Source organism: Sporosarcina sp. SAFN-010, assembly GCF_059415065.1.
In genome coordinates, this window is record NZ_JBPFDS010000005.1 from 72,821 (window position 1) to 90,482 (window position 17,662).

Consider the following 17,662-nt stretch of genomic DNA (forward strand, 5'->3'; position numbering starts at 1 on the left):
CAGCTTTTAAAGTGCTTGATTGGTCGCGTGATGGTTAGGCGTTGGCGTCTGTCTTCATACCGCGGGCGATTGATTGGGACTCCACTTTGTGTTTATGAGCACTTTTTGAAGTTTATGAGCACTTTCTAGGATTTATGATCACTTTTTAAGTTTTATGAGCACATTCCATGATTTATGAGCACTTTTCATGTTTTATGAGCATTTATCAAAATTTATGAGCACTTACCCAAGTTTATGAGCGCTCCACCATCTCCGTAGCTAAATGTCCCCCTTGAGTAGGCAATATTCCAGCCGCCATCGCTTCGCTTCGTAGCTCATCCCGGAATTTCGGATGTGCAATCGCAATCAAAGCTTCTGCACGTTCGCGAAGCGACTTACCATGTAGCTTGGCAATTCCGTATTCTGTTACGATACAATCGACTTCGTTTTTAGACGTCGTTACGACAGAACCTGGAGTAAGATTTAATTTGATGCGTGACATGGTATCGTTCTTCAATGTCGAGTACATGCAGATAAACCCTTTTCCATTTTTCGAAAGTTGGACAGCCCTTGCGAAGTCTGCTTGTCCGCCTGTTGACGAATAGTAGTTTCCGGCAATCGTTTCAGAAGCACATTGGCCATACAAGTCCACTTCTGTTGTCGCATTGATAGAAACAATATTATCCTCTTTTGCAATCTCATATGGATCATTGACCATACTCACCGGCAAAAACTCGACGCTAGGATTATTGTGAAGGAACTCATATAGTCGCTGAGTCCCATAGGCAAAGGTCGTCACAATTTTACCTTGATGGGTGCATTTGTTCATACCTGTCACCGCACCTGAGGCAACGAGGTCCACAATACCATCAGTCAACATTTCAGTATGGATTCCCAAATCACGGTGGTCCCGTAGCATACTCATAACGGCATTCGGAACCGCACCAATTCCCACCTGCAACGTATCTCCATTTTGAATTTGAGACGTGATATAACTTGCAATCTTTTTGTCTTTTTCATTACTTACTGGACACTTCTCTTCTGCAAGGAAAGCATCATGTTCGACATAGCCTTCAATTTGGCTCATGTGTACTTGGTTTTTCCCGAAGGTGCGTGGCATGTACCTGTTCACTTCGAGGATAAATGGAACTTTCCCGATGAACTCTGAGACATAATCGGCTTGGGTTCCAAGTGAGAAGTACCCGTGCTCATCAGGTAAAGATGCAACCGCCATGACGACTGGACGTCTCAGTGTTTCACGTAACAACCTCGGGACTTCGTTGAATACATTTGGAACGAGATCGACAACTCCACTGCGGAATGCGTTGCGTGTCGCTCCGCTCAAAAAATATGACGTATGCGACAAATGTCCTTTCATTTCTCCTCGAATATAAGCACGTTCGCGGAGTGCCAACATTTGGTGAACGATTACGTGATCCAATTGTTCATAATTTGCTTCTAATAGATCCAGTAACAAGTGAGGTTCCCCATTTGCAATTGGAATAATGAGATCAGTGCCAGGTTGCATTAGTGCCATCAATTCTAGCTCGCTCAAATGTTTCGTCATGATTAGGTTAACAGCTCCAGTTCATATGATACTTCGATTATATCGCAGACTGAGCGCTCGCTCAATAGAGAGCTCAACGAGTTAATCACTTATTACGAAAACAAACCTTCCGCATCAATCTGCGAAAGGTTTGTTTCTCTTTTTCCTAATCATCCAGACGAACAATCCTGTTATCACAAGGAAACTGACAATCAGAGATGCACCGAAGTAAGGCGGCCGATAAAACATTTCTATTGTATTTTTGCCTGCTTCAATCGGGATACCCGAAAACGCATAATTCGCTTTCAACACAGACACCTTTTCTCCATTCACTTTCGCAGTCCATCCTTTTTCAAATGGAATTGGCATTACAGCCAAGCTGTCTCCGTTCGAATTATCGAGCTGAACGGTTGCATGGCCGCCTTTCCACTCAACTATGGGTTCAGAAGTCTGTTCGACCTTCCGCTCAGCCTCCTCAAGTGTCGAATAATCCTCAGCGTAAAGCGCTAAATCACTTAATGTATACGTCCCTTCAGGCACTCGAATTCGAATAGTTTCTTCAGACGGAACCCGGATCGTGATGTCATTGACACGAGTGCGGTATATCGAATCCGTCCGTTTACGAGTCGTTTTATAATCATTCACTTTCAAGTGAAAGCCTTTGTCTGCAGTTGAGCGCTCCAAGTAAAACGAAATATACGTGTCCTCTTTCAACAGACGTACGTCAGAGACTTTCAAATCGATACCGCCATTCTTTCCTGTAACAACAAGCTTGTCATTTTTGTACTCAGCTTGTACTGGTTGCACGGTAACTTTATCCATTAAATTTTCTACAGTTGGCGAAGTTTCCGGTTGTTCATCCCATTCTTCTAAAATCGCCCCATTTAACATCGCGTGCTCGCGTGCAAGCACAGGACTATCTTCCAACTCTTCTTCTGTATAAACCCTATGCGTTGTCCGAACAAATGGAAGACGGTGTTCGTTTTCAAACGCTTTGAATTTGCCATTATGCTCAACTTCTTCAAAGCCGAACGGAACCGGATTCCCTTTGTCTGAACGAACTGCATACACCCCGTTTAGTATGCTATATAGATTCGCCCGCCCGCCAAACCCAGCATAGCGACTGACACTTTCCCGTCCCATATCGATCGACAAATCGTTTAAGTAAAAATGTAACAAGTGCTGATTTAAAATACTCGAGTAAATGCTCGTCCCTAAAAAGTCTTGGACAATCGGTGTGTTGTTGCGTGTGCCGATCATCCAATCGATACGAGCTAGTGGATCCTCTTCACGTACCGTCAACTGCTGAACAAGTTCACGTGATGCTTCCCCGTTATAGGAATCGCTTGTGAAAAAGGACTGTGGAATGCCTTGCCCCTCGACTTGCTCCACCTTGGAATTATTACCTGTCAACTTCTCCTCTTGAAACAAATTCACGGTAATTAGACTAGACGCAACAATCCCAATCCACAATGCGATGTCCCAATGCTTAAATTGACGTACAGTAGCTAAAATCGCAATCGCACATGTGATTAACGCCATTACCTCTAAACTGTCCGAATACAAACTCGGCTTTCCTTCTAACTCTAATTTCGAAAATAACATGTAGAGTCCAATCGTTCCGAGTGCCGCAATTACTGCATACTTTAGCTGGATTTCCTTCCAATTTTGAAGCGTGATAGCTACCAGTCCTCCAGCAACAAGCATGAGCATGTGTTCCCAGCGAAATTGTGGCGCTGATAATCCATTAAACACACTTCCCACTGCAGGAGAAGCATGCAACACTGCTAACAGTACGGTCATGATTGCAAACAACCGAAATCCTCTCTTTTTATAGAGAGGGAACAGAAATAAACAAATAATCGCAAATGCAGGTAAGACAACCAACTTCCCGTCGGACAATATATTTTCTGTCATGTCGAAAAGAGGAATCTCCCCTTCAAACGGGGGTCTGAAGTTATTCAAATATCCGTAAACTGCTGGAACGAAGAATGGCGTACTTATCGCAGCTCCGAGCACTCCACCCACCAGAAAATATACAATCTGGCGCTTTCGCTTCAGTTCGTTCTCTACCAAAGGGATGAACCAACGAAAAACTATGTATATGAATGTTAGTAGGAAGTTAATATACGCAAAATAGAAGTTATCCACCATACTAAGCGCGACCGCTACAATGAACCAACCTGGTTTTCCATAGCGCATAATCCGCTCTGCCCCAATGAGTAATAGCGGCAAAAAAACAATCGCGTCTGCAAAGAACTCCCAATACGTAACATGGCGGAAATACAAAATACTGATTCCATAAATGACTGCGCCAATATAGGAAAACCGGCTTTTCAAACCGATTAATCGGAAGAAAATCGTCGTGATGATCAAAATCACTGACAGACGAATGATGCTGACAAAAACGGTAACATCCGCCCAGTATTGAAGATCAGGTGTTGCCAACAATCCAATCCATTCTAAAAATGCCGTAATTGCTACAGTTACTAGGAAAACAATAGACGTAGAAAAATAATAACCGAGCTGGGAAAATGAGCCTCCCCCTAATCCGAAGCGTTCGGAGTAAAAGAAATTTCCATCTCGCATGGATTCATAAAGAAAATGTTTGAAAGGGATCATTTGTGATAACCCATCATTCGGTCCTACCACATAACGTTCTTGCATCCATTCAGACAACATGAATCCATGAGCAATTATAGCTGTGATCACGCTCACCATAACAAGACCAATCCAACTCTTTTTCGTCATCACGCTGCCTTCAGCACCTTTCCAGTTACGATGAATGTGACAGGAACTGTGATGATTAGTGCCCCGAGCGGTGCAATGCTACTGTTCACATGAAATCCGTCCACTAGAATGTAGAGCAATACTGCTGTCACTGCTATATTGACGAGTTGAGTCACCGGATAGATTAAAAACTTTTTTAATGTCGGTTTTACTTTGTATGTCACATAACTATTCAAGAAAAAAGAAATGATCATGCTTAAAATGACTGCGCTGAAATGCGCAACCATATAAACAAGTCCTAGCTCTTTTAATCCAAACAAGTAGAACGCATAATAGGTTGCTGTATTAATAACGCCAACAATGGCGAATGTGATGAATTCACGAACTTCGAATTTTGGCATGAGAGACTGGTTTTCCTTTCACCGCGGCGCTTGTCCGGCGGACGAGATAATGGGGACGTTTTTTTGTTTCATTGTAAATCCGTCCAACATACTCTCCGATGATGCCAAGAGATAATAATTGGACACCGCCAAGAAAGAGTACTGCTGAAATGGTCGTGAAATAACCTGGTACGTCCACCCCGTTTCTTGCAATATCAGCTAATGTAATAACTATATAGGAAATAGCTAAGAACATGCTTAATATTCCTGTATAGAAGCACAAGCGTAACGGCTTTGTGTTGAACGAAACAATACCGTCCACTGCATAGTTGAGCAATTGTTTAAATGACCACTTCGTCTCGCCATGTTGTCGTGTGACATTCTCATAACAAATCGTCTTCTGTTCCAATCCAATCCATGAATACAGTCCTTTAGAAAAACGATTTCCTTCACTGAGTTGCAACAACGAATCGACTGCGCGGCGGCTGAGCAGACGGAAATCACCTTCTCCATCATGTAACTCGACTTCGATAGTTTTGTTAACTCCCCAATAATAAGCACGGGACAGCAATGAACGAATCGGAGAGTCCCCTTTCCGATTACGTTTAGCAATAACTTGGTCATAGCCCTCTTCATAACCTCTGATCAATTGAGGGATTAAATCTGGTGGATGCTGCAAATCTGCATCCATTAATATCACGGCATCCCCTTTTGCATACTCAAGACCTGCTAAAATAGCAGCCTCTTTCCCAAAATTACGTGTAAAGGATACATATTCAACTTCTGGATAATCAATTAGTGCCCCACGAATTTCGTCCATGGTTTTATCGTCACTTCCATCATCTACAAATAACACCTCGTAGGGTAACCCACTTGACGACATGACTTCGTTCAATGCTTTCATCATGTTGAAAATATTGCCTTCTTCGTTATATGAAGGGATGACGAATGAAATAAACAATTGCTTCATTCTGTGCACCTGCTTTCTAAATTTGTGCCAACGGCTTTCCTTCTAATACCCGTTTTTCATGGAAATATCACCTTTTGTTAAGAGAGATTATGTTCAGAATGATTCATTTGTTTAAACAGGTTCCTACGAAGCACTGAAGCTGTCCATTCTCAACCTCAAAGAATTTTCACCTTGTTCTGCGAATTTGTTCTCTTATTGCATCGTCTTCTGATTCAGCGCATACTTAGTTAGGTACATTTAGAAGACAGGAGTTTGACTTATGATTTCAACTAATGACATGATCTCCCAAGATCCTTGGGAAGCTTATTTAGACGTGGATACCCACGGACACCAAGTACTTTCGAGCATTGAATTCACGACGACTTACTTGTGCAATATGCGTTGTGAACACTGTGCGGTTGGCTATATGCTTCAACCAAAGGACCCCGACGCTCTTCCGATAGAGTTGCTTATCCAGCGACTCGAGGAAATCCCTCATTTACGCACAATTAGCTTAACCGGTGGTGAACCGATGTTTTCAAAACGATCGGTGGAACGATACGTCCTGCCTCTCCTTAAATATGCGCACGAACGTGGCGTTCGTACCCAGATGAACTCCAATTTGACGATGCCACTTGAGCGTTATGAAATGATCGCCCCCTACCTCGATGTACTTCACATCTCCCATAATTGGGGTACCGTAGAAGATTTCGCTGAAGGCGGATTTGCAAATATGGAACGCATCCCTTCTTTTGAACGTCGTGCAGAACAATTTCAACGGATGATTGAAAACAGTCGTGCACTGGCAGACTTAGGGGTAATGGTCTCCGCAGAAACCATGTTGAATCGCAGAACGCTTCCTCACTTACAAAAAATTCACGAACAAGTTGTACACGAAATGAAATGTGCACGACACGAAATTCACCCGATGTACCCTAGTGACTTTGCTTCAACTCTGGAAGTCCTTTCATTGGATGAAACCCGCACGGCTATAAAAGAAATCCTTCAATTCCGTGATCCTTCCACCTGGATGCTGTTTGGTACGCTGCCTTTCTATTCTTGTAGCCCATCTGTTGCGGACCAGGAACTATTGGCTCAACTTAAATCGAGTCCTAACGTGTCGGTCCGAAATGATCCCGATGGACGATCCCGCTTGAATGTCAATATCTTTACAGGTGATGTCATTGTGACTGATTTCGGAGACGTGCCACCTCTTGGTAATATTCAACAAGGGAACCTTCCTGAAATGTATGAAGCGTGGCAACAACACCCGCTCGCTAAATCCGTTAGCTGTCACTGCCCAGCTGTTCGTTGTCTTGGGCCGAATCTACTTGTTAAGAATGCTTACTATAAGGACATCGACTTCACAACTAGAAAATCAGTAATGGTATAATAGTCTCTATCAAACGAATAAGGGGATGTAACGTCTATGTATACAAAAGTTTTTTTAGCAACCGCCTTTACAAGTAATTCACAAAAAGAGGTAGAGGTATTGAAAGACTGCCTGTTCTGTATTGATGAACATGGTATGATCGAACGCATCGTACGCCCCGAGCAGTCTGATTATGAAAAAGTACTCAATGAGTATATACATACAGATGTTTTCCAAAAGATTGATGATGGGTCCTATTTGCTACCTGGCTTCATCGATTTGCACATACATGCCTCTCAATGGGCACAAGCTGGTACAGCACTGGATATTCCACTCCATGATTGGTTAAGCACGTATACATTCCCTTCTGAAGCGAAATTTGCAGATCTTGACTATGCGAAATTAGTTTATGAAGATGTAGTCAGCACGCTTCTCGCAAACGGTACAACCACTGCTCTTTACTTTGCGACGGTTCACAAAGAAGCCAGTGTTTTGCTAGCGGACATTTGTGCAAAACGTGGTCAACGTGGTCTAGTTGGAAAAGTTGTAATGGATTTAGTTCAGGAATGTCCTGAGTTTTATCGAGATTCAAGTACACAGACTGCTTTGCAGGATACTGAGGAATTTATTCTAGAAGTGAAGAAGATTGCTGAGACAACTAAGCAAGGAGTCTATCCAGTTGTCACTCCTAGATTCATCCCAACATGTACGAATGAGGTACTTGAAGGTCTTGGTGCGCTTGCAGCCAAGTATGATACACATATTCAGTCACATTGCAGTGAAAGCGATTGGGCCCATCAGCATGTGCAACAACGTTTTGGAAAGAACGATGCACAGGCGCTCAATGATTTTGGATTGTTACAGGACAAGTCTGTAATGGCTCATAGTAATTTCCTTTCTGATGACGATGCAAAATTATTTGCTGAAACAGGTAGTGCGATAGCCCACTGTCCGGTTTCTAACGCGTACTTTGCGAATAGCGTAATTCCTATTGCAAAATTTGCTCGTATGGGAGTGGATATTGGACTAGGTTCAGACATCTCCGGTGGATTTTCTCCAAGTCTTTACGATAATTCCCGTCAAGCAGTCATGTCTTCCCGCATGTTAGAAGATGGCGTAAATCCTAACGTACCTGCTGATGAACGAGGTGTAGAAGATTCTCGCATTACGATTGCAGAAGCATTCTACTTGGTCACAGCTGGTGGTGGAGCGAGTTTGAGTCTGCCTATAGGACGGCTGGAAGAAGGTTATGCATGGGATGTCCAGCGCGTTGATCCTACAATCTCGACAGCAAAGCTTCCATTATTCGATCCTAACGAGCCCCTAATTGATATTTTTCAAAAGATGATGTACCTTGTACGGCCTGAAAATATTCGGGATGTCTGGGTCCAAGGCGAACTTGTTCATTCTCGTAAGTGAACTAGACATACGGACCTCTAGACAACCTTTAGCTATAGCTAGGAAAAAAATTGTATTAAACACATAATTTTTCTTCAATAATTGCTTAACTCTTCGTTTAGGAGGACATACTGTTTATCGAACGAGCAAAATAGTACTATTCCCCTACAAAAATCTATTATCTTTGCTTTATTTTCCATTTAATATGTATTACACCATCTTCATAGGCATATTGAATAATTTATTTCGTAAACCGAGATATTCGCTTTAAGAATGGTTATACTTAAACGCTGTAGAATTATACTTAGTCAGCACTTTCTTTGATGTCTTTTTTTGATGGATGAACTTATTTTTTCTTATTTTCTATTGCTCATTGGAGTTACGAATTCAACCTTACATCACGGAAGATCAGCTATAGGAGTGACGTACGGTGTATCTACAAACCAAAAAAAGGAGGAGAAAGTAATGTCTGAAACGCAAGTTCCAAAGAATACTCAAGACAAAAAAGGGATGAGCCGTCGTAATTTCATGAAGAACACGGGTCTCCTTGCCGGCGGTTTAGTCGGCGGTGGTTTGTTCGGTGGTTTGATCACGAATCAGATGAAGAAACAGCCAGCGAGTGACAAAAAACCTGCAGCGTCTGAGAACAAGGACATGGAAGCTCGTACGTTCTTCAGTAAAACCGAAGATTTCGAAACGATTTCCGCTGCTACTGAACGACTTTTCCCTGAAGACAAGGCTGGCCCAGGGGCAATCGCTCTTGGAGTTCCTTACTTCATCGACCGTCAGCTATCTAGCGACTGGGGGTCTAACGCAAAAGAATACATGAAGGGACCGTTCCCGCAAAACCAGGAAGCGGCCTATTATGAGGACCAAAGCAAGGACCAGAATAAGCAAGGACCTAACTCGGTGACACAGGTAGCTGCACCGACTCCACGCTATCAGACACGTATGAACCGTGGTGAGATCTTTAGAGAAGGCGTCAAGACACTTCAAGACACAGCACAGTCGAAGCATAAGAAGAAATTCTTTGAACTCGAAGGTGAACAAATGGATGAAATCCTAACAATGTTGGAAGAAGGAAAAGTTCGTATGAACGGAATCCATTCAACTGTTTTCTTTAACCTCTTGCTGCAAACAACCATTGAAGGTGCGTACGCAGACCCTGTTTATGGTGGAAACCGTAATATGGCAGGCTGGAAGATGAAAGAATTCCCTGGACCTCGTATGGGGTATCTTGGACAAATTGAAGATGAAGAATTCGCAGTAATGAAGCAGGAAAGCCTACGCGATTATCAAGAAATGTGGGGCTAGGAGGAAACTAAATGGCTAAAAAACTAGAAAAAGTAGACGTTGTTGTTGTAGGTAGTGGCTGGGCTGGCGGTATTGTATCTGCCGAAGCTGCAAAAGCAGGACATAAAGTCGTAACACTTGAACGAGGAAAACCTGTAGATCGTGGCGACTATGTTGGTGTAAAGGACGAACTTCGCTTTTCAGATCGCTATGAAATGATGCAGAACCTAGCTCCTGAAACAATTACATCACGAAATACATTGGACGAAGAGGCATTGCCGGTTCGTACAAGAAATGAAATGATGGCAGGAACCGACTTAGGCGGAGGTAGTGTCCACTGGGCTGGAGCTACGTATCGCTGGAGACCGATTGACTTCGAAATCCGTTCTAAAACGATTGAGCGCTACGGCGAAAAGAAAATCCCTGAAGGCATGATCATTCGTGACTGGGGTATTACGTACGATGAGATGGAACCGTATTATGATAAGTGGGAAAAAACAGCGGGGATTTCTGGAGAACCGGATCCACTTGGCGACAAGAGATCAAGCGATTATCCTAACCCTCCTATGAAGGAGTCGCCAGCAATCCGTTTGTTTAAAGATACAACGAAAAAGATGGGCTACCATCCCTATCAAGTAGCCTCTGCCAACCTTTCACAATCGTATAAGAATCCAGATGGCGAAACAATTGCTCAATGTATGTTCTGCTCATTCTGTACGGAGTATGGGTGTGACTTTGGTGCAAAATCAGATCCACTTGTAACCGTAATCCCGACAGCGATCAAAACAGGTAACTGTGAAATTCGTACAAACTCTCTTGTTCGTCGTGTATTGCACGAAAACGGTAAGGCTACAGGCGTGATGTATGTCGACCTTCGGACAGGTATTGAATATATTCAGCCAGCAGATGTCGTTGTGCTTGGGGCATTCTCGTTTACAAACAACCGACTTCTCATGCTTTCTAAAATCGGTGAGCAATATGATCCCGTGACGCGTAAAGGTGTCATTGGCCGTAACTTCAATGGTCAATTCAACATTACATTCTTAGGAGCACGCGGCTTCTTCGATAAAAAGAAATTCAACCTGTTCATGGGAGCTGGAGCACTCGGTGGAACATTGAGTGACTTCGCTGGCGATAATTTCGACCACACTGACCTTGACTTCATCAACGGTGGTGGAATTGAATTACGTCAGTATGGTCATGGACCGATTGCAACGAACAGTGTTCCAAAAGGAACAAAAGGCTGGGGTCCAGAATTTAAAGAGAAATCTGTCCACTACACAAACCGTAGTTTAGTTGCTTGGTATACTCCAGCGGTTATGTCATGGTGGCACAACTATACGTCTCTCGATCCAACGTATACGGATGAGTTCGGAGACCCATTGCTACGAATCACTAACAAATATACTGATCATGATAAAGCTATGGCTAAATTCGGCATTGAAAAATGTACGGGAATCATGGAAAAAATGGGTGCGGACATTGTCGACCCAGACAGCATCCCCGAAGAGTTCGATCACATTTATGATGGTGGTCACTATGCAGGCGGAGTGAGTATGGGTGAAAATCCAGAAACGTCTGCTATCAATAACTACTTGCAACTGTGGGATATGGAAAACCTATTCGTCGTTGGCGGATCTGCGTTCCCACAATTCGGTGGTCACCACCCTACTGCAACGATCGGTGCACTTTCTTACCGCGCTTCAGAAGGGGTTATCAAATACTTGAAAGAACCAGGTCTTCTTACACAACCTAAAAAAGAAGGCGCGAAAGCATAACTAACTGAAATACAAAAGGACTGTCCAGAACGTCAGTAAACACTGACTTCTGTGACAGTCCTTTTTCTATCCTCACTACTCAGTCTTGCAGTTGGAGGCTACTTTCAATGGCTAGTAGGTTTTCTCGATATCGCCTCATCTCGCCTCTCGTAATATCTCCTTTTTCAAATGCTATCTGGATGAAACTCCTTTCAGTATGAAGGGCAAAATCAATCCATTCATGCAAATGATGTGCTGCTTCTTTTGGTAGACCATAGCCCCCCATTCTTTCATAATTCAACAGGAAGGCTTCGATGAGCTCTGCTGAGAATTGACCGTCTTCGAGTGATTTCAATTTCTCTGTTATGAATTGCCCATTGCTTTGCAGGAGAATCATCCGCTGTTCTTTGCGTTGTTCTGCTGTGAGCGGTGTCAAATGCATTCCTTGAAGATGTTTTTTCAAAAGTCGGCTGTAAAACGCATTAACTCTATACTTTTTCTCTTTCGAAATTTTATAAAGTCGTTTGTTCAACCTTCTAAGAACCGGGAATGCAAGTTGGATACGGATACGGTCCTGCCTTACTAACTCCCGTGTATTCTCCAGCTGCCAATCCATAATCAGTTGGCGTAGTTTTCTCTCACTATTGTTCATTTCCTTTAAATTGCTGAGGGAAAAAATCCGGTCGTTGTACATCCGAATCACTTTGCCAATCGCTCTCTTATTCTCACTCGTCCTATGTTTTCTTAATTCTTTTTTCACTTCTCGAAGCATTTCAATTTCCCACTCATTGTCATGTTGAAGCATAGTCCCTTCAACTTTGGGTGCGAACAAATGCATTGTGAAGTTAGCAAGCAATAGGGTCAATAATATAACCCCTGCGGCGATGAACAGCAACAGATCACGCCCCTCGAACGGCGTACCATCACTTAAAAATAACGGAAGGGACAGTACACTGACTAATGTAATAGTCCCTCTCACTCCAGAAACTGTATAGAGTAGAGTATCCGATATTCTTCTTTTGCTCACAAATTCAGTTGTTTTCTGGAAATTATTGAATAGAACAATCCACAAGAACCGCAAGCCAAGCAGTACTAAAGTAATCGCTAAAATGTAGCCAAGTAGAGTGATGATTTCAAGATGTTGATCATTTAAAATCGTTTGCAAAATACTTGGAATCTGAGTCCCTAGCAATACAAAAACGATTCCATTCAAACTGAATGAAATGACTGACCAGGTGTTTCTGGACAATAAATTCAGTTGTGCGACTTCGACATTCAGCTTCTTATAGCTAAGTGAGTGGACAATCCCCCCGCTCACTACCGCTAAGATACCATTAACTCCCACTTTTTCAGCAATCACAAATATTAGAAATGGCAAAAGTACTTCCATGAGGATAAACGACGTGCTATTTTCAATCCCCAGTTCGCGAAGTCGTCTCATCAGTGCGATTTCTAAGAAACTCAACACTGCGCCAAGGATAATTCCACCGATAGAAATGATTATAAAAGTAGTACTCGCTTGGAACAATGAAAATGTTCCTGTCATTAAAGCAGCCACTGCAAATTGAAAGGATACAAGGCCTGACGCATCATTGATCAGCGATTCTCCTTCGAGCGTATGCATGATCTTATGGGGAACTTTCACTTTTTCCGCCAATGCACTAACTGCAACTGCATCTGTAGGCGCAAGTGCAGCAGCGAGCGCAAACGCGGCCGCTAATGGTAAGGATGGCAGCAGTAAGTGGATGAATCCTCCGAGCAGCCCAACAGTAATAAATACCAGGCCAATTGAGAGAGACAAGATTGATTTACGCTCTCGCCAAATTGCTTTTTTATCTACATTCACTCCATCGTTGAACAAGATCGGGGCTATGAAAAGAAGCAGGAATAGTTCTGGACTTAACTCTAGTGAATGATTTGTCAGTGGAATGGCTAGCACAATCCCTAAGGCGACCTGGATAAGTGGGATTGCAATGGTAGGTAAAAACCGATTAAGTACATTGGATAGAAAAACCGCGCTCAGCATGAGCAAAATTATTTCAAAGATTTCCATTCCTTCACCTTCTTTATGGTTGATTCACTTTTATGTCTTGTAGTTGTAAGTATGCTCTTAGGTACAGTAATATATAGCGCCTAAAAGAGCCTGCCGAATATATATTAACAGCCGCTCCACCTTGAAAATTATACGGTAAACTATGCTATTTAGACACTAAAAAGCAAGAGGTTATAAACCATTCACATCTATCCTAGCTATTGTGGGTGGTTTAATTTTCTAAATGAATGGTATAAATAGGTATAGAGTTTAGGAGGAGTGATTCGATGAAAGTAAATGAGGAAGCACGCAAAAAGCTATTGGATACAGTAAATGGTCTCAGTGATGAAGAGCTGAACTGGAAAGCCTCTGAAGACAAGTGGTCCATCCGCCAAGTGCTAGAGCACCTTTATTTGATGGAAGGCAGCGTTGCAAAGGCAATTCAATCGCAACTCACAAAGGGAGAACCTCATGAAACCGCCGACAAACCAATTGAGCGGACAGTCGATCGGTCAACAAAAGTTGAAGCGCCTGACTTCGCAACACCTAGTGAATCCTTTGCTACAGCTGCGGAGTTGAAGGATAAACTAAACGCATCCCACACCTTGCTTCAACAACTTGAAGATACTACTCCCTCTGAACAGCTGAAGGAGAGATCTTATCCACATCCTGTCTTTGGTGACATGAGCTTAGACCAATGGATTCCCTTCGTGGGATACCATGAGTTACGGCATATTGAACAAATCCAAGAAGTAAAAGAATCCATGAATGTTACAAAATAAGTTCCAGATTGCACTATGAAATGATAGAAAGGCCGAGACGCTTTGAAGACGTCCCGGCCTTTCTTTTACATTTTTTATTGGCGTAGCCAAATCAAGTTCTCGTCTTCTGCAAAACCAGCGATATTGTACACAAATAACACATCTTGAATCTCTTTTTCTTTAACGACTTGTGCCATATCCCTATGGTCATAACGCAAATCGACCATATAGATTTCTTCAAAGTGATTCGCTAGAAATGGAACGAGCGCATGGGCGTATGAGTCTTTGAAGATCATCAGTTTTCGTCCGTTTTTCACATTGGAATGGATGGTTACAGCACGATGATTACCGCCTAAAAACAATGAATACTGATCACGTTTTTCAAGAAACTCCCATGCATATAGTGAATCCATTTTCGATTGACCATCGTCAATGTCGACGTCATAGGATACATGAAACTTCGGCTCAAACACGTCGATTTCATCTGATTCAACTGAGGGGTCATTTGCCTTTGCGTCATACGTTCCCCTGAAGTTTTTAGACACGGTCCGAATGGCAAACTCATCTGAAGATAACGGAGCCATTCCCATTTTCTCCATCGCCGCGCGGTAAGCTACATACGCCCCGTGTGTCGTCCAGTGATGGTCTGTGTGGAAATAGATCGGCTGCTCTTTTGCCGCTTTTAATGCGCCGGTTGCATCTATCCAGCTGATATCTCCTTTCACTTGTTCTTCGACGCGTTGAATAGCAGCTGTTTCACTTGCTGTTTGCGCGAATTTCGGCAACTTATCAGGATATATTTCGATAGAGGTCGGGGCAAGTAGTCCGTAAACTGAAACACCTTTTGTCTTCTCAAGAAACCGTGAAATACTCTCACTATTGGCATCGAGTTGCTCTGAAGGGGGTTTAAACTTCTCAAACAAATAGCCGTCTTCCCCGAAGTACACTCCATTGTTATCCTTTTTCAAAACAACTTTTTGAGCAGTTGCTTTGATGCTTGTCCAAAAACGTTTATGAACGAACTGATCACTTAAGTACGTTTCTACATCTTTTGTAAACGCTCCTGATGTGATTCTGTCCAGAGACACTTTGGGGAATTCCATAAGAGGACGATTTTCTGCTTGTGAAAACGGTTGGTCATCTGCCAGCAGATTCATACATGCAATCCCACCAATAAAAACGGCAAATACGACAATCATAATAGTATTCAATCGCTTCACAATTCTCCCCCTCCAGTCTTGTTCGAATTTCAGATTGTGTTAGAAACGGAAGTACAGGAATGGATTAAACGAGTCGTCGACTAAGTATGCAGTCGATAGGAAGAGAATCGCCATGAAAAAGACCACCTGCAAAGCTGTCTGGATCCATTCGTTTCGAATAATTTCACTACGTTCGACACACTGTTTCCACAGTCGCGTAAATAGCGGCGTTGATAAAAGTCCGGCAACCAGCAACAAAACGCCATTTGTATAAAGATCATATAGAAATGCTGTATCGTAGAGGGGGCGTCCTCCCAGCCCGACCATCACTTGCGCATAGCGAATCCCTTCGTTAATATCTTCAAAGACGAATAACACCCAGCTGAACAAGATGGCGATGAGTAAATAACCATGCTGGACAAAACGTGGGAGCTTTTCCAGCCATTTGAGTAGACCCGCGCGTTCAATCCCAATCAACACTCCGAAATACAATCCCCACAACACATAATTCCAACTGGCTCCATGCCATAATCCAGTCAATCCCCAGACGATGAACAAATTCCGATAAAGCACAAACTGTCCCTTTCGATTGCCCCCAAGCGGAATGTAGACGTAATCTCTGAACCAGGAACCGAGTGTTATATGCCAACGCCGCCAAAATTCAGAAGCATTCTTCGCGATATATGGATACTTGAAGTTTGTTGGGAAGCTAAATCCAAACATTTTCCCAAGACCTATCGCCATGTCCGAATAGCCACTGAAGTCAAAGTAAATCTGGAACGCAAATGCAATAATGCCGAGCCATGCAGCTAATACAGTCAGGTCTGAAACACCCTGGCTTTCAACACTAGCCCACAGTTGGCCGATTGAATTGGCGACCAACACCTTCTTACCGAGTCCGATGATGAATATCCGAACACCATCAGCAAATTGACTGAGCTGAAACGTCCGATTCATCAATTCTTTCTCTATAATTTCATAGCGTACAATAGGTCCTGCAATCAGTTGAGGAAATAAGGAGACATAGAGCGCAAATGTTATGATATTCTTTTGCGGACGGACATTCCCTCGGTACACATCGATCGCGTAGGACATCGTTTGAAACGTATAAAACGATATACCGATTGGTAGTGGCAAATCCAATGGTTCAACGCCTGTTCCTATGATGGAGTTGATACTTCCAATTAGAAAGTCAGCATACTTAAAAAATGATAAAACAGCTAAATTTACAACGAGTGAGGACACGAGTCCCAATTTTGCATAGAGTGGTCGTTGTTCTCGATACCGTCCGATAATACGACCATGTATGTAATCCGTTAGTGCAGAAAAAATCATTAAAATTATGTAAACAGGTTCGCCCCATGCATAAAAAAACAGGCTAACACCAAGTAACGTGAAGTTTTTCATCGCGCGTGGACTGATGTAATAGAGTAAAATTGCTATAGGCAAAAAGAAAAAGAGAAACGTTAAACTGCTGAATACCATGCGCGACACTCCCTCACCAAACCAATTAGAAAAAGGCACACACTGTGCCTTTTAGTTTGTTAGAAACTTTCGTTGAATGCTTTCTCGATTGCTTCCGGATTTGTATATGTCACATACAAAAGGAATTTCCCTTTTGTGACGATTTTATTGTTCTTCACTTTTTCATATTGATCAGGTAAGTATCGCTCCCAAGTTTGAACTTGTGAAGCCAGTTCGTTTTCAAGTGATTTTTTCAATTCAGCGACCTGTTCTTCATCTTTTGCTTCCAGTACGATGATCTCATCTGCATTGACGTTCATTAGTGCAGCTATGACTGTCCCATTTGCGAGTAATTCAGGATTCATCTTCATTTTTTCAATCCAAATATTCGCTACGGAATTTTCATCTTTTGTATCTTTCAAATCCACTTCTTGATGGGTTTGACTCGTATCGTCTACACCTTCAGCTTTCAAATCTTCCGAAACTTGGTCCTTAATGTTCGAAACGATGTCTGTGAACTTCACTTCAGAGGCCTGTTCCTTATTCGGTTCGCCCGAAGACTGACTGCCACAAGCCGCCATCATGACTGCCATGCACAATACTACGATTCCTGCTAACTTCTTCATAAAATCCCCTCGATTCACTAAATGTTCGTTCCTATTAGAAGTAGTCGGATGAACTGATAAAAAGTTTCATTGTTATTTCGAAAAAGTGAGGTCCCCCTAAAATACCTTCACTGAAACTCTACATGAAATCAGAACGTCAAATTTCATAATGATGATTGGTTTTTACGAGAGGAATA

General features: G+C 42.6%; 13 protein-coding genes. 5 read left to right on the forward strand and 8 right to left on the reverse strand.

Annotated features, from left to right (window positions below):
• Window positions 1-232 precede the first annotated feature (232 nt).
• The 4 genes from ACR65F_RS07810 to ACR65F_RS07825 form a co-directional block, all read right to left on the reverse strand.
• Window positions 233-1,546 (reverse strand): acetyl-CoA hydrolase/transferase family protein, encoded by a 1,314-nt coding sequence (locus ACR65F_RS07810; RefSeq protein ID WP_440503932.1) that lies wholly within the window; start codon window positions 1,544-1,546, stop codon window positions 233-235.
• Window positions 1,547-1,660: 114 nt separating this feature from the next.
• A complete protein-coding gene (locus ACR65F_RS07815) occupies window positions 1,661-4,276 on the reverse strand; it encodes a YfhO family protein (protein WP_440503933.1) in 2,616 nt (871 codons plus the stop codon).
• Window positions 4,276-4,656 (reverse strand): GtrA family protein, encoded by a 381-nt coding sequence (locus tag ACR65F_RS07820; protein WP_440503934.1) that lies wholly within the window; start codon window positions 4,654-4,656, stop codon window positions 4,276-4,278. Before ACR65F_RS07820 ends, ACR65F_RS07815 begins: the two co-directional genes overlap by 1 nt.
• Window positions 4,634-5,605 carry a glycosyltransferase family 2 protein gene (locus ACR65F_RS07825; protein WP_440503935.1) on the reverse strand — a complete coding sequence of 324 codons (972 nt, stop codon included), beginning with the start codon at window positions 5,603-5,605 and terminating at the stop codon, window positions 4,634-4,636. Before ACR65F_RS07825 ends, ACR65F_RS07820 begins: the two co-directional genes overlap by 23 nt.
• A gap of 259 nt (window positions 5,606-5,864) precedes the next feature.
• On the opposite strand from ACR65F_RS07825, the gene yfkAB reads away from it, so the two are divergent.
• From yfkAB to ACR65F_RS07845, 4 genes are all read left to right on the forward strand, one after another.
• Complete coding sequence (gene yfkAB / locus ACR65F_RS07830) at window positions 5,865-6,977, forward strand: radical SAM/CxCxxxxC motif protein YfkAB (RefSeq protein ID WP_440503937.1); 1,113 nt, start codon at window positions 5,865-5,867, stop codon at window positions 6,975-6,977.
• A 36-nt stretch (window positions 6,978-7,013) separates the two neighbouring features.
• Window positions 7,014-8,375 (forward strand): guanine deaminase, encoded by a 1,362-nt coding sequence (guaD, locus tag ACR65F_RS07835; RefSeq protein ID WP_440503939.1) that lies wholly within the window; start codon window positions 7,014-7,016, stop codon window positions 8,373-8,375.
• Between the two features lie 444 nt (window positions 8,376-8,819).
• On the forward strand, window positions 8,820-9,668 hold the full coding sequence (locus tag ACR65F_RS07840) for a gluconate 2-dehydrogenase subunit 3 family protein (RefSeq protein ID WP_039043585.1): 849 nt from the start codon (window positions 8,820-8,822) through the stop codon (window positions 9,666-9,668).
• An 11-nt stretch (window positions 9,669-9,679) separates the two neighbouring features.
• Window positions 9,680-11,425, forward strand: a complete 1,746-nt coding sequence (locus ACR65F_RS07845; protein WP_039043586.1) for a GMC family oxidoreductase — start codon at window positions 9,680-9,682, stop codon at window positions 11,423-11,425.
• Between the two features lie 79 nt (window positions 11,426-11,504).
• Here ACR65F_RS07845 and ACR65F_RS07850 read toward each other — a convergent pair whose 3' ends face one another.
• The gene (locus ACR65F_RS07850; RefSeq protein ID WP_039043587.1) at window positions 11,505-13,457 is read right to left on the reverse strand and encodes a Na+/H+ antiporter; all 1,953 of its coding nucleotides are present in this window, start codon (window positions 13,455-13,457) and stop codon (window positions 11,505-11,507) included.
• Window positions 13,458-13,723: 266 nt separating this feature from the next.
• Between ACR65F_RS07850 and ACR65F_RS07855 the strand changes: the two genes are divergently transcribed.
• Complete coding sequence (locus tag ACR65F_RS07855; RefSeq protein WP_440503940.1) at window positions 13,724-14,218, forward strand: DinB family protein; 495 nt, start codon at window positions 13,724-13,726, stop codon at window positions 14,216-14,218.
• Window positions 14,219-14,292: 74 nt separating this feature from the next.
• On the opposite strand, the gene ACR65F_RS07860 is transcribed toward ACR65F_RS07855, so the two are convergent.
• From ACR65F_RS07860 to ACR65F_RS07870, 3 genes are read right to left on the reverse strand one after another with little or no spacing between them, the layout of a single operon-like run.
• The gene (locus ACR65F_RS07860) at window positions 14,293-15,417 is read right to left on the reverse strand and encodes a DHHW family protein (protein WP_440503942.1); all 1,125 of its coding nucleotides are present in this window, start codon (window positions 15,415-15,417) and stop codon (window positions 14,293-14,295) included.
• Between the two features lie 39 nt (window positions 15,418-15,456).
• A complete protein-coding gene (locus tag ACR65F_RS07865) occupies window positions 15,457-16,881 on the reverse strand; it encodes an MBOAT family O-acyltransferase (protein WP_440503943.1) in 1,425 nt (474 codons plus the stop codon).
• Window positions 16,882-16,940: 59 nt separating this feature from the next.
• On the reverse strand, window positions 16,941-17,486 hold the full coding sequence (locus tag ACR65F_RS07870) for a DUF4358 domain-containing protein (RefSeq protein ID WP_440503944.1): 546 nt from the start codon (window positions 17,484-17,486) through the stop codon (window positions 16,941-16,943).
• Window positions 17,487-17,662 lie beyond the last annotated feature (176 nt).